The organism is Sphingomonas xanthus (genome assembly GCF_007998985.1).
In the GTDB taxonomy this organism is placed as follows: domain Bacteria; phylum Pseudomonadota; class Alphaproteobacteria; order Sphingomonadales; family Sphingomonadaceae; genus Sphingomicrobium; species Sphingomicrobium xanthum.
On the sequence record NZ_CP041659.1, the window covers coordinates 1,698,605 to 1,711,476 of the forward strand.

Consider the following 12,872-nt stretch of genomic DNA (forward strand, 5'->3'; position numbering starts at 1 on the left):
ATGCTTGTGACCCGTAAGTTTGCCGCCGCGTCGCTCCTTATCTTGCTCGCCAGCGGCACGGCCTCGGCCGATACGCTGCGCGATGCGCTCAATTCGACCTACCAGGCAAATCCCACGCTGACCGCGCAGCGCGAATCCTTGAAGGCGACCGATGCCGGGGTAGCGATCGCGCGCGCCGCCGGTCGCCCGCAGGTTTCCGCCACGGCTGGCCTGACCCGTGACCTCACCCGCAGCGGCCGGTTCGATACCGGGGGGACAAAGGGGCCATTCCTGACCGGCGGTGTCGACCTCAGCTATCCGCTGTTCCAGGGGGGCAGCGTCCGCAACAATATCGAGGCAACCAAGACCCGGGTCGAAGCCGGGCGGGCGACATTGCGCGCAGTCGAAGGCGATGTCTTCACCGAGGCGGTAGCCGCCTACATGGACGTTATTCGCGATCGGGCGATCGTCGAACTGAACGAGAATCAAACCCGCGTCCTTGATACCAACCTGCAGGCGACCCGCGACCGTTTCGAGATCGGCGACGTCACGCGGACCGACGTGGCCCAGTCGGAAGCTCGGCTGCAGCTGGCCAACAGCAGTCTGGCGCTCGCCCGGTCGCGCCTCGTCGCCAGCGAAGAAAATTACCGCCGCGTGATCGGCCGCAATCCCGGCGTGCTGCAGCCGCCGCCGCCGCTCCCGCCATTACCGGCGAGTGCCGATGAAGCTGTGCGGATCGCGCTTGCCAACAATCCCGACCTGATCGCCGTGGCCCGCCAGGCCGAAGCCGCTGGCTACGATGTCCGGTCGGCGCGGGGCGCGCGCCTGCCAAGCGTTTCCGGCGTGCTGTCGGGGGATTATGCCAACACGTTGTCGGGCAACACCGGGCCGCTCCCGCGGTCGGGCACTGCGACCAGCGTCGGCGTTTCCGCTCGGGTCCCGCTGTATCAGGGCGGCCTTCCGGCCGCGCGGATCCGTCAGACGCAGGCGCTGGAAGGCCAGGCGCTGGAGCAGCGCATCGGCACCGAACGGGCGGTAGTTGCCGCCACCCGGTCGGCGTTTGCCAGCTTTCAGGCCGCGACCAATGCCATTGCGTCGAACCAGACCGCAGTGAGCGCCAATGAACTGGCCCTTGAAGGCGCGCGCGCCGAAAACAGCATCGGCACCCGCACCATTCTCGAGGTCCTCAACGCCGAGCAGGAATTGCTCAATAGCCAGGTGGCGCTGGTTACCGTGCGTCGCGATCAATATGTGGCCGGCTTCCAGTTGCTGAACGCCATGGGACAGGCCGAGGCTGACGACCTTGGACTTGACGGCGGCCCGCTGTACGATCCGCTCGGCAATTATCGGCGCGTTGCCAATAGCTGGAGTGACTGGGCCGGCGAGCCGCGCCACGACCCAGTGGCAACCAGCACGGTGACGCCGGAAGAGCAGCCTCAGGGCGTGACTCCCGCTTCGCGATAGGCAATAGGGTTGGCCATGGCTGCCCGCGAACCTTCGATGGAAGACATTCTCGCGTCGATTAAACGCGTGATTGCCGAGGAAAAGGAAATCCGCGCTGCGGCGCCTCCGGTCGAAGCTGCCGATCCGGATGACGAGGACGTGCTCGAACTCGACGCGAGCATGACAGCGCCCGAAGTTCCGCCGCTTGATCTCGGGCCGCCGCTGCTCGAGGATGGTGCCGCCGACAGCAGCCGTCAGAGGCTCGAAGCACTCGCCAGCGTCGCTGCTTCCGCCCCGCCGCCCGCGCCGCAGGCCAATCCTTTGGAGGAGATGGTGCGCGACCTGCTTCGCCCGATCCTCAAGCAATGGCTCGACGACAATCTGCCGGGCATCGTTGATGAACATGTGAAGCGCGAAATTCACCGTATTACCGGGCGCCCGCTCTAAGGCTTGGCAGCGGGCAGCGTGGCTTGCTACGCCAGTCCCCATGTTGAAGCGCATCGCACTTGCCGCAAGCGTCGCGGCCGCCGCCCTGATCTCCACCCCGTCGCTGGCCCGGCCAATGACCGCCACCGACATGCACATGATGCGGCGGCTCGGGGCGCCGAGCGTTTCACCCGACGGCCGCTGGGCAATGTTCACCCTGTCACAGACCGACCTGTCGGCCAACCGCCGCCGCAATCCCATCTACTTGCTCGACCTCAACGGCCGCGGCGCCGCCCCCCGGCAAGTGGCGGGGACTGAAGGCGGGAACAGCGCCGCATGGGGCCCCGATGGCGCGATATATTTCCTGAAGAGCGTCAACGACCGGACCCAGCTGTTTCGCTTGCCCATCGGCGGCGCGGCGACCCAGATCAGCGATTTCGGAGCCGAGATCTCGGGGTTCAAGCTGTCGCCTCGGGGCGACCGGGTCATCGTCTGGGCGGATCGCCCCGATTGCCCGGACCTGGCCTGCGCTGCGACCACTTTCCCGGCCAAGCCCGAAGGATCGGGCCGGACCTATGACCAGCTGTTCGTCCGCCATTGGGACAGCTGGGTTGAACCCGGCGTCCGTTCCCGAATCTATGCTTATCCGGTCGCGGACGGAAAGCTGGTTGGCGGCGGCGTTCGTCTGACCGGCGACCTTGATGGCGACACCCCTTCCAAGCCCTTCGGCGGCGGCGAGGAAATCGACTGGTCGCCCGATGGTCGCACCGTCTATTTCACCCTTCGCGATGCCGGCCGGATCGAGGCCACCTCGACCAATCTCGACATTTTCGCGGCTCCAGCCGACGGTAGCGCGGCGCCAGTAAACCTCACCGACGCCAATGACGCGACGGACACGCTGCCGACCGTGTCGCCTGACGGGCGGACACTGGCCTATGTCGCCATGGCGCGGCCGACCTACGAAGCCGACCGGCAAGTGTTGATGCTGCGCGACATCGCCAGCGGCCAAACCCGCGCGCTGACCCAGGGCTGGGACCGGTCGGTTGGAAGCGTCGCCTGGGCCAAGGACGGCAGGAGTCTCATCGTCGGGGTGCAGGAAGTGCTCGAACATCCGCTCTACCGGATCGATGTTGCAACCGGACGGGCGACGCGTCTGACGGCGGAGGGAACCGCGAACAATGCCGTCGCGCTTCCGGGAGGCGCGGTGCTGTTTACTTCGAACAGCATCAAGGCGCCAGACGACCTTTATCGCGTCGACGCGCGCGGCAAGGTGGCGCAACTGACCAACGTCAACCGCGACCTGCTTGCAGAGCTCGATCCGGTGACCTTTGAAAAGTTCAGCTTCACCGGTGCCAATAATGATAAGGTGTGGGGCTTCAAGCTTAAGCCGCAAGGCGCGGCCGGCAAGCTGCCGATCGCGTTTGTTGTCCATGGCGGGCCGCAGGGCAGTTTCGGAAACGGCTGGTCTTACCGCTGGAACTCGCGGCTGTTCTCGGCGCCGGGCTATGCGGTGGTCAGCGTCGATTTCCATGGCTCGACCGGTTACGGCCAAGCCTTCACCGACAGTATCCAGAACAATTGGGGCGGCTGGCCACTCGAGGACCTGCGAAAAGGCCTTGCCCATGCGCTGGCCAGCGATGCGCAGCTCGACGGAAGCCGCAAGTGCGCGCTCGGCGCAAGCTATGGCGGTTATATGATGAACTGGATCGCCGGCCGCTGGCCCGATGCGTTCAACTGCCTCGTCCAGCATGACGGCGTGTTCGACCAGCGAGCCATGGCCTATGAAACCGAGGAGCTTTGGTTCACCGAGTGGGAGCATGGGCAGAAGGCCTATCATGAGGACCCGGCGGCCTATGAAAAATGGAACCCGGTCAACTATGTGACCGAATGGAAGACGCCCATGCTGGTAATCACCGGCGAAAAGGATTTCCGCATTCCCTATTCGCAGGGACTGGCCAGTTTCACCGCACTCCAGCGCAAGGGCATCCCGTCGCGGCTGCTGGTTTTTCCCGATGAAAACCATTGGGTGCTCAAGCCCAAGAATTCGATCCAATGGTATGACGAGGTGTTCAGGTGGCTCGACCGCTGGATGGGGCCGGCGGCCAACTGATGTTGCAGTGCGGCGCTACCCTGTTTAGGCGCGCCGCATGACCGAGCTTTCCAAGACGTTTGAACCGGGTCCACTCGAGGCTCGCTGGTATGCCCATTGGGAGCGTGAGGGGCTGTTCCGCCCGGCGCGCGACGAGGCGGTGCCCTTCACCATCGTCATGCCGCCACCCAACGTTACTGGCTCGCTCCATATCGGCCACGCGCTCGACAATACATTGCAGGACATCCTGACCCGCCATGCCCGGATGCAGGGCAAGGACGCGCTGTGGGTGGTCGGCACCGACCACGCCGGGATCGCAACCCAGATGGTGGTCGAACGCAACCTCGACAGCCAGGGCGTCAAGCGCGCCGACCTCGGCCGTGACAAGTTCCTGGAGCATGTCTGGGAATGGAAGGCGCAATCGGGCGGTGCGATAACCCGCCAGCTTCGCCGGCTGGGCGCATCTTGCGACTGGTCGAACGAGCGGTTCACCATGGACAAGGGCTTTTCCGCCGCGGTCCTCAAGGTGTTCGTCGAGATGCACCAGCGCGGCCTCATCTATCGCGACAAGAGGCTGGTGAACTGGGATCCCAAGTTCCAAACCGCGATTTCGGACCTTGAAGTCGAGACTCGCGAAGTCGCAGGCAAGTTCTGGACATTGCGCTATCCGCTTGACGACGGCAGCGGCGCGATCGAGGTGGCGACGACCCGTCCGGAAACGATGCTCGCCGACATGGCGGTCGCCGTCCATCCTGACGACCCGCGCTACACGGCGATGGTAGGCAAGATGATCCGCCAGCCAATTACCGGGCGGCTCATTCCCGTCATCACCGACCAGCACGCTGACCCCGAACTGGGATCGGGCGCGGTCAAGATCACCCCGGGGCATGACTTCAACGATTATGAGGTCGGAAAGCGCGCCGGACTCAAGCCCGGCGAGATGCTCAACATGCTCGACGGGCAGGCGCGGGTTTGCCAGGTACAGGACGGACTGATTTCGGCGGACCTGATTGGCCTCGACCGCTTCGACGCCCGCAAACAGGTTGTCGAGCGGCTGGAGGCCGAGGGCGCGCTGGTCAAGGTCGAGGACCGGACCATCGCCACGCCCTATGGCGACCGATCGAACGCGGTCATCGAACCCTGGCTCACTGACCAATGGTATGTCGATGCGGAAAAGCTGGTCGGCCCGGTGCTCGACGCGACCCGGGCGGGCAAGATCAGGATCGTGCCGGAAAGCTGGTCGAAGACCTGGTTCAACTGGCTTGAGAATATCCAGCCTTGGTGCGTTTCGCGCCAGTTGTGGTGGGGCCATCGCATCCCCGCCTGGTTTGATGCGGATGGCAATGTTTTCGTGGCAGAAACAATTGAGGAGGCGCAACAGCATGCCGGCGAGGGTGTTGCCCTGCGTCAGGACGAGGACGTGCTCGATACCTGGTTCTCCTCCGCCTTGTGGCCGTTCGCGACGCTCGGATGGCCGGAACCGACCGCCGACGCCCAGCGCCACTATCCCAATGACGTCCTCATTTCCGGTTTCGATATCCTGTTCTTCTGGGACGCGCGCATGGCGATGCAGGGCATCGAATTCATGGGCGAAGTTCCCTGGAAGACTCTCTATCTCCACGGGCTGGTGCGCGACGCGCAGGGCGCCAAAATGTCCAAGTCGAAGGGTAATACGGTCGACCCGCTCGGACTGATCGACAAATATGGCGCCGATGCGCTGCGCTTCACGCTGGCGGCAATGGAAAGCCAAGGCCGCGACATCAAGCTCGATGAAAAGCGGGTTGAAGGCTATCGCAACTTTGCCACCAAGCTGTGGAACGCCGCCCGCTTCCTCCAGGGCAATGGCGTCGGCGCATCGCACGCCATCGCCGCGCCCGAGGCGCAGCTTCCCGTCAACCGCTGGATCATCGGAGAAGTCGTCGAGACGCTCGCTCGCCTCGACAAGGCGTTCGACGAGTTGCGCTTCGACGGCATGGCGGACGCCATTTACCAGTTTACCTGGGGCACCTTCTGCGACTGGTATGTCGAGCTGGTGAAGGGCGCCTGGGACGAGGAGACCCGAACCGTCGCCGCCTGGGCGTTCGACCAGATCCTGGTCATGCTCCACCCGTTCATGCCCTTCGTCACCGAAGAGCTGTGGCATTCGATGGGGAAGCGGCCCTACGATCTGATCGTTGCCAAATGGCCCGAGCCGCAAGCTGAGGTCGATCGAGAGGCCAAGTCGGAAATTGAATGGCTGGTCGCGCTGGTCGGCGAAATCCGTTCCGCCCGGACCGAGCTCAGCGTCCCTCCGTCGGCTAGGCTTAGCCTGTTCGCCGGTGACGCCGACGACAAGCTCGCGGCGCGCCTCGAGCGGCACCATGCAATGCTGTCGCGGTTGGCGAGGCTGGAGTCAGTCCAGCTTTCTCCATTCGCGGAATCAGGCGCGGCGCAGGTTGTCGTCGAAGGCGCGACCTTCTCGCTTCCGCTGGAAGGAGTGATCGATCTCGGCGCGGAGCGGGCCCGGTTGTCGAAGGCGGTCCTTTCGGCAGAGAAGGAACGGGACTCACTCGCCGCCCGCCTTGCCAATTCCAATTTCGTCGAGCGGGCCAAGCCCGAGGCTATCGAAAAGGCGCGCTCCGACCACGAAGCTAAGTCAGCGGACGCCGAACGCTACCGGGCGGCGCTTGAACGGCTGGGCTGACTAAAGTGAAGCTCGATCATGTCGTCATCATGGTGCGCTCCCTGGATCAAAGTCTGCCTTGGTATTCGACGATTCTTCCGCTTCTCGGCTTCGACAAGACCCGCGACCACGTTTGGTACGACGGGGGCGTAGCGATCGACCTTAAGAAGGCGCGGTCCGGAACGGCAGACTATGAACGCTATGGTCCCGGCCTCAACCATCTCGGTTTCACCGCGCCCAACGAGGCGGCTCTCGACCGTGTCCGAGAAGCGATGGCAGTCGCCGGTTTCGAAGTGCCCGACAAGCAGCGACTCGGGACGGAGATCGCCACCTTCTTTAAGGACCCGGACGGAATGCGGCTGGAATTGACGGTCTACGGCTGATCGCTCGCAGTTGACTGCGCCCTGGTTGGGGCGGCGATGTCGATCGCCTCATCCGCAATCTTGACGCTGACCGGGGTCTTGGCGGCAATTTCGCCGTCGATGCTGATCTTCTGGCGCGGCCTCGCTTCCAGCCGAAGCGATTGGCCCCACCATTCCGTTACCGTCAGCTTGCGCCTGCGCAATTTGAACAGGGTCGCAAACCAGCTCCAGGCGAGGCCCCACAGGCTTTTGCCGGTTACCGCCTGAATGACGATCTTGCCGCTGTCGAGCGACTGGTCCTCGACGAGTTCGACTCCCCCATGATGGCTGCCGTTGGCGATCCGCGCCTCGGTAGCCCAGGCCTTCACCACGCGCCCGTCGTCCAGCGTCACCCGCAGGCGGAATGGTCGGAACTTGAACGCGACCCGCATAGCCCACAGGAAATAGCCGACCATGCCGAGATATTTCTTGAGCTTGTGCGGCACTGTGTCGGCGATCAGCGGGCTCAGGCCCAATGCTGCGGCATTCACGAAATAGTCGCCGTCGATCACGCCCAAGTCGATCCGCCGCCGCCGCCCGTTGGCTATGACCTGGATCGCTTCATCAAGGTCATCGCTCATCCCCAACGTCTTGGCAAAGCTGTTGGCGGTGCCCAGCGGCAAGAAGGCGAATACCGTGCCAGTCCCGACAAAATGATCAACGTTGGACGACAGCGACCCATCGCCTCCGCCGACGATGACCATTGGCGCCCGGCTGATCGCGTCGATCACCGCTGCATCCATCTTGTCGGGCTCGGTTACGGCGATCGTATCGATCAAGGTCACTCCCGCCTTCGCCAGCCCGGCACATGCTGTGTCAAAGGCATCGGCGCCGCGGCGACTCATAGCGTTGACGACCAGGATCGCCTGTTTGGGCAGCGCTTCGTTCATGACCGCTCAATGCGCGGCACCGGCTTTATTTCCTTCACGCTTTGCCGCTACAGCCATGCCATGGTCTCGCCCTCCTTCCCAGCGCTGCGAATGCGGCGCGGCCGGTCCGCTCCATGGATCCGCGCGATGCTCGCCGAACATCGGCTTCATCCCACCGATCTCATCTGGCCGCTGTTCATTTGTGATGGCAAGGGCTGCGAGGAGCAGATTCCGACGCTTCCGGGGGTCAGTCGCTGGTCGGTAGACCGTCTGGCCGACAAGGCCCGCGAGGCGCGCGACCTCGGCATTCCTTGCGTTGCCTTGTTCCCCAACACGCCGGCCGGCCTTCGCAGCGACAATGCGGGCGAGGCGCTTAATGCCGACAATCTCATTTGCCGGGCGATCAAGGCGATCAAGGATGCGGCGCCCGAAATCGGGGTTCTGACCGACGTGGCGCTCGATCCTTATACCGCCCATGGCCATGACGGGCTGGTCGACGAGCGCGGCTGCGTCAAGAATGACGAAACCAGCGCGATACTGGTGGAGCAAGCTCTGGTTCAGGCCGCGACCGGAGCGGACATCGTTGCCCCTTCCGACATGATGGACGGCCGCGTCGGCGCGATCCGGGCGGGACTCGAACGCGAAGGATATTGCGATGTTGCGATCATGGCCTATGCCGCCAAATATGCCTCGGCCTTCTATGGGCCGTTTCGCGACGCGGTCGGGAGCCGCGGGCTGTTAAAGGGCGACAAGCGCGGTTACCAGATGGATCCGGCAAACGGCCTGGAGGCGCTGCGGGAAGTGGCGCTTGACCTTGCCGAAGGCGCGGACATGGTGATGGTGAAGCCGGGACTGCCCTATCTCGATGTCGTCGCCGCGGTGAAGCGGGAATTCGGTGTCCCGACCTTCGCTTACCAGGTGTCGGGCGAATACGCGATGATCGAGGCCGCTGCCTCCGCAGGCGCAGGCGACCGCGACGCGCTGGTCCTCGAAACATTGCTGGCCTTCAAGCGCGCCGGGGCGACAGGCGTGCTCAGCTATCACGCACCGCTGGCTGCCCGGCTCCTCAGCGAAGGCTAATGCTCGAACCCGATCCCCGATCGGCGCGGACCCGCCGCGACATCGGCATCTGGGGCGCATCCTTTCTGGCGGTGAACGGCATGATCGGCGCGGGAATCTTCGGGTTGCCTGGCGTGCTGGACAAGGCAGTAGGCAGTTTCGCGCCGATGCTGCTCCTGCTTGCCGGGCTCGGCGTGATGCTGATCGCCCTTTGCTATGCCGACCTCGCCGGCCGGTTCGACTCCTCGGGCGGGCCGCAGCGCTACGCCGGCGCGGCCTTCGGGCCTTTCGTGGGGTTTCAAGCAGGGTGGATGCTTTACGCCGCCCGCGCCGCGGCGCTCGCCGCCAATGCCCATGTCCTTGCTGCCTACGCCGGGGCCTTCTGGGCGCCGCTCGCCGGGCCGTTGACGATCATCCTGACCATTGGCGCGATTACGCTGGTCAATGTCATCGGTGTTCGACGCGCGGTCGATACGCTGGGCGGGATGACGATGCTGAAGCTCGGTCCGCTGATCCTGATCGCGGCGCTCGGGCTCCTTCTCGGTGACCTGCCGCCGCCAGTGCTGCCGCAATTTTCGACAGTCGAAAGTGTCGCGCTGGTCGCGCTTTACGCTTTCGTCGGCTTCGAAGCGGCAACCATCCCGGCCGGCGAGACCGAGAACCCTAAGCGGGCCATTCCTCGGGCGCTTTTGCTTACCGTCGCCGGGGTGACATCGCTTTACGTGCTGGTGCAGCTGGCCTATTCGGGCGCGGCGATAGGCGACAGTGAAGCGCCGCTTGCCGACCTCGCTGCCCGCTCGCTCGGGCCGATTGGTGCGCTGCTTCTTGGCGTCACGGCGATCGTGTCGGTGCTCGCCAACCAGTTGAGCGCGGTGACGTCTATCTCGCGGATTACCTCGAGCCTTGCCGACCAGCACCTCCTCCCAAGCTGGTTCGGGCGCGTATCGCCGCGCTATCATACGCCGGCGAATTCGATCCTGACAGTTGGTGCGATCGGCATACTCCTGTCGCTTTCCGGAACCTTCGTTACGCTGGCGGTGATCAGCACCGTGTCGCGGCTGGGCGTCTATCTCGCCTGCATCGCCTCGGTGCCGCGACTGGACATGATCGCGGGCCGAGTGCGCTGGGTCCGGGGTTTCGCCGTGCCGATTGCGGCGCTGCTGCTATGCCTTTGGGCAATGGCGCAGTCGCGGGCCGAAGAATGGCAGGCCTTCCTTGCCTTTCTGGGGGTCGGGACCTTGCTATACCTGTTTGCCCGCCTATCGGGCCAGGCGGCCGCGGATCCGGTCGATCGCCACTGACTGGCGATCGGCAAGCGCGGCAACGCTTGCCGAGGCTTGGGAAATTGCCGCTTGGTCGGCCGGGGAAATCCAGCGTTTCGTCCCGAGCTGCTCTCCGGCCAAGGCGTCGATGTCCGCGCCGGCCCGCGTCGTGACGCCAAATTGTTCGATCAGCCGCGAAAGCGCCTGCTGCGCTGCAATCCAGCTTTCACCTCCTTCCGGTCCGGCCGCGGCGGCAAGGCGGGAGGCGTTCGCCTCCAGCGCGCTGAACCGCTCCACGCCTTCGCCAGCCCTGCCGGTCAATTCGGCCAGGCGGGCGATCAATGCCGGATCGGTCGCGCCGACGGGTTCGCTGCTCGCCACCGGCAGCCGCGGGTCGATCGCTTCGGCCGGCCGGGGAGCAAGGCTGGGTTCCGGACCTGCCGAAGGCATCGAGCAACTGGCGGTCGCGGCAAGCGCGGCGAGAAGGATAAGGGTTCGCATCGCCGGATGGTCTAGAGTTGCGGCCCGGGCCGCGCAATGGCGCGGCCAAGGGCAGTAAAAGGGGTTGCGCGGCGGACCCTCGCCCCCTAATGGACCCCCGGCACGCGCCCGTAGCTCAGCTGGATAGAGCATCAGACTACGAATCTGAGGGTCGGACGTTCGAATCGTTCCGGGCGCGCCATTTTCCTAGAAAAATTAGAGTTGCTTACGGTCGGCGGTCCCGGAGTGGAGTCCGGGCTCGCAGCTCCTGCATAAGCGAACCATAAGCGTCTTCCATAAAATCGTGGATAACTATCGCGGGGGCCTTACGGCCCGCCAGGTCCCTTCGTATAGTTTACAAACAGAGCGAATCTGTTATGAGAACATAACAGGAACAAGAATCAACACACGATGGAAACGGGGCGCTGATGTTAACCTCACTTGAGCTTTGTGCTGGGGCTGGCGGACAAGCGCTTGGACTTGAAAAGGCAGGCTTCAAACATTCGGGATTGGTCGAGATCGACCGGCACTGCTGCGACACGCTTCGAGAGAACCGCAAGAAGTGGAATGTCATTGAAGACGACCTGAAGCTCTTCAAGGAGAACGCAGCCGATTACGCAGGTGTCGACCTGGTTGCGGGCGGGTTGCCGTGTCCTCCATTTTCAGTGGCTGGGAAGCAGCTAGGCGCACTCGACGAACGTAATCTGTTTCCAGATGCGCTTGATGTAATCGATGCGATCCGCCCGAAAGCGGTAATGATCGAGAATGTTCGGGGCTTTCTTGATGCTGTGTTCGAGGACTATCGCCTCTACCTGAAGAGTCAGTTGAAGAAGCTCGGATATGAGACTGACTGGCGGCTCCTTAATGCCTCCGATTTCGGCGTGCCCCAACTTCGGCCGAGGGTGGTCATCGTGGCCACACAAACGAAGTACTGGGATGATTTTGACTGGCCGTCCGTCAAGAAGGCGAACCCAAAGACTGTAGGCGAGACGCTTCATAAAATGATGGCAAGCAACGGCTGGCTTGGCGCGGATAAGTGGCGTGAGCGTGCGAATGACATTGCACCGACCATCGTGGGTGGATCGAAGAAGCATGGTGGTCCGGACCTTGGACCTACCCGGGCAAAGAAGGCTTGGGCTTCACTCGGCGTGAATGGTCACACTCTTGCCGAGGAAGCACCGGATTCTGATTTTGTGGGAATGCCGCGGCTGACCGTCCCGATGGTAGCCAAACTTCAAGGGTTTCCGGAGGACTGGAAATTCGTCGGCCGGAAAACGGCAGCTTACCGACAGGTCGGCAACGCGTTCCCGCCTCCAGTTGCGGAGGCAGTCGCGAAGCGACTTAAGAAGGCGATTGCTGCACAGAAGTCAGTGCGGGTCAGCCGATCCCGAGACGCCGCATAATCTCAGGCCGATTTGCGGGCTTCTCCCACTGCCTAATCAATCGCCGCCAGTCCGGAGGGAACTCGCGCCAGTTTCGTAAAGTGTAGGTGCTGCGAGTGAAACCCTCGGACGTGCGATACCGGCCACTGTCGATTTCAAGACCAATCACAGGATAACGAAGTTCGCGTAGCCGCTTCTGCCAGTCCTCTTGTTGCTCCGTTGCGTTGGCCACGAACTCAATAACATTCGAGTCAACTGCTCGGTCCATGTGCATTCGCAATAGATGAGCAATGCGTTCGTGGACTGACTCAATCGCTAACAATGCCGCCATCTCGTTCGCATCATAGGAAGCGAAATGATTGCGCTTGCCGTTGTTGCACGGCTCGCAGATCGCCCAGAGATTTTCGATGACTGTAAGGCCGCCCCAGTCCTGCGGCACCTTGTGGTCAATCTGAAGTTTTATGCTGTCCTCTGCCACGGTTTTTCCGCACATCTGACATCGGCCCTTCGCTCGATTCAGCGCTTCTGCCCTCAATCGACCTGAGATGGCGCCGGAATCGGTCGCCATCTCCTTGCGCTTCCCCAGGGTGTAGACGAAGCGTGGACCGACCTGTCTTCCCGGCAAGTGATAATATTTTCGCAGGCTCCTCAAACGTCGGTCGAGGTGCATCTGGTCTGCACCAATATTCAACATCGCCTTAATTTGGTCGATGTCGAGGCCGTCAGGATTCGTACGCAACAGGTCTCGAATACCACGTGACACGTGGTTGAGCTTAGCATCTATATCTTCTTCAATTCCTCGCATGATGGAAAAGCTGAC

Annotated in this window: 11 protein-coding genes and 1 tRNA gene; 9 read left to right on the forward strand and 3 right to left on the reverse strand. The window is 63.1% G+C overall.

From position 1 onward, the window contains the following. From FMM02_RS08590 to FMM02_RS08610, 5 genes are read left to right on the forward strand one after another with little or no spacing between them, the layout of a single operon-like run. Positions 1-1,443, forward strand: a complete 1,443-nt coding sequence (locus FMM02_RS08590) for a TolC family outer membrane protein (protein WP_147494456.1) — start codon at positions 1-3, stop codon at positions 1,441-1,443. 15 nt (positions 1,444-1,458) lie between these two features. Continuing rightward, positions 1,459-1,869 (forward strand): DUF2497 domain-containing protein, encoded by a 411-nt coding sequence (locus FMM02_RS08595; RefSeq protein ID WP_147494457.1) that lies wholly within the window; start codon positions 1,459-1,461, stop codon positions 1,867-1,869. Positions 1,870-1,909: 40 nt separating this feature from the next. Continuing rightward, the gene (locus FMM02_RS08600; protein ID WP_147494458.1) at positions 1,910-3,958 is read left to right on the forward strand and encodes a S9 family peptidase; all 2,049 of its coding nucleotides are present in this window, start codon (positions 1,910-1,912) and stop codon (positions 3,956-3,958) included. A gap of 37 nt (positions 3,959-3,995) precedes the next feature. Then, positions 3,996-6,620, forward strand: coding sequence for a valine--tRNA ligase (locus FMM02_RS08605; RefSeq protein ID WP_147494459.1), 2,625 nt, complete (start codon positions 3,996-3,998; stop codon positions 6,618-6,620). 5 nt (positions 6,621-6,625) lie between these two features. Then, a complete protein-coding gene (locus tag FMM02_RS08610; RefSeq protein WP_147494460.1) occupies positions 6,626-6,982 on the forward strand; it encodes a VOC family protein in 357 nt (118 codons plus the stop codon). Here the strand turns inward: FMM02_RS08610 and FMM02_RS08615 are convergent. Continuing rightward, positions 6,973-7,890 (reverse strand): diacylglycerol kinase family protein, encoded by a 918-nt coding sequence (locus FMM02_RS08615; protein WP_147494461.1) that lies wholly within the window; start codon positions 7,888-7,890, stop codon positions 6,973-6,975. The genes FMM02_RS08610 and FMM02_RS08615 overlap by 10 nt on opposite strands. Positions 7,891-7,950: 60 nt before the next feature. Between FMM02_RS08615 and hemB the strand changes: the two genes are divergently transcribed. Together hemB and FMM02_RS08625 are read left to right on the forward strand one after the other, a co-directional pair. Continuing rightward, positions 7,951-8,949 (forward strand): porphobilinogen synthase, encoded by a 999-nt coding sequence (gene hemB / locus FMM02_RS08620; RefSeq protein ID WP_147495039.1) that lies wholly within the window; start codon positions 7,951-7,953, stop codon positions 8,947-8,949. After that, positions 8,949-10,229 carry an APC family permease gene (locus FMM02_RS08625; protein WP_147494462.1) on the forward strand — a complete coding sequence of 427 codons (1,281 nt, stop codon included), beginning with the start codon at positions 8,949-8,951 and terminating at the stop codon, positions 10,227-10,229. Before hemB ends, FMM02_RS08625 begins: the two co-directional genes overlap by 1 nt. On the opposite strand, the gene FMM02_RS08630 is transcribed toward FMM02_RS08625, so the two are convergent. Next, complete coding sequence (locus FMM02_RS08630; protein ID WP_147494463.1) at positions 10,188-10,691, reverse strand: hypothetical protein; 504 nt, start codon at positions 10,689-10,691, stop codon at positions 10,188-10,190. The two genes, FMM02_RS08625 and FMM02_RS08630, sit on opposite strands and share 42 nt — an antisense overlap. A 104-nt stretch (positions 10,692-10,795) precedes the next feature. On the opposite strand from FMM02_RS08630, the gene FMM02_RS08635 reads away from it, so the two are divergent. Both FMM02_RS08635 and FMM02_RS08640 read left to right on the forward strand, forming a co-directional pair. Next, positions 10,796-10,872 (forward strand) — tRNA-Arg (locus FMM02_RS08635). Positions 10,873-11,098: 226 nt separating this feature from the next. Next, positions 11,099-12,073 (forward strand): DNA cytosine methyltransferase, encoded by a 975-nt coding sequence (locus FMM02_RS08640; RefSeq protein ID WP_147494464.1) that lies wholly within the window; start codon positions 11,099-11,101, stop codon positions 12,071-12,073. On the opposite strand, the gene FMM02_RS08645 is transcribed toward FMM02_RS08640, so the two are convergent. Next, positions 12,048-12,857, reverse strand: a complete 810-nt coding sequence (locus FMM02_RS08645; RefSeq protein WP_147494465.1) for an HNH endonuclease — start codon at positions 12,855-12,857, stop codon at positions 12,048-12,050. The two genes, FMM02_RS08640 and FMM02_RS08645, sit on opposite strands and share 26 nt — an antisense overlap. Positions 12,858-12,872: the final 15 nt, after the last annotated feature.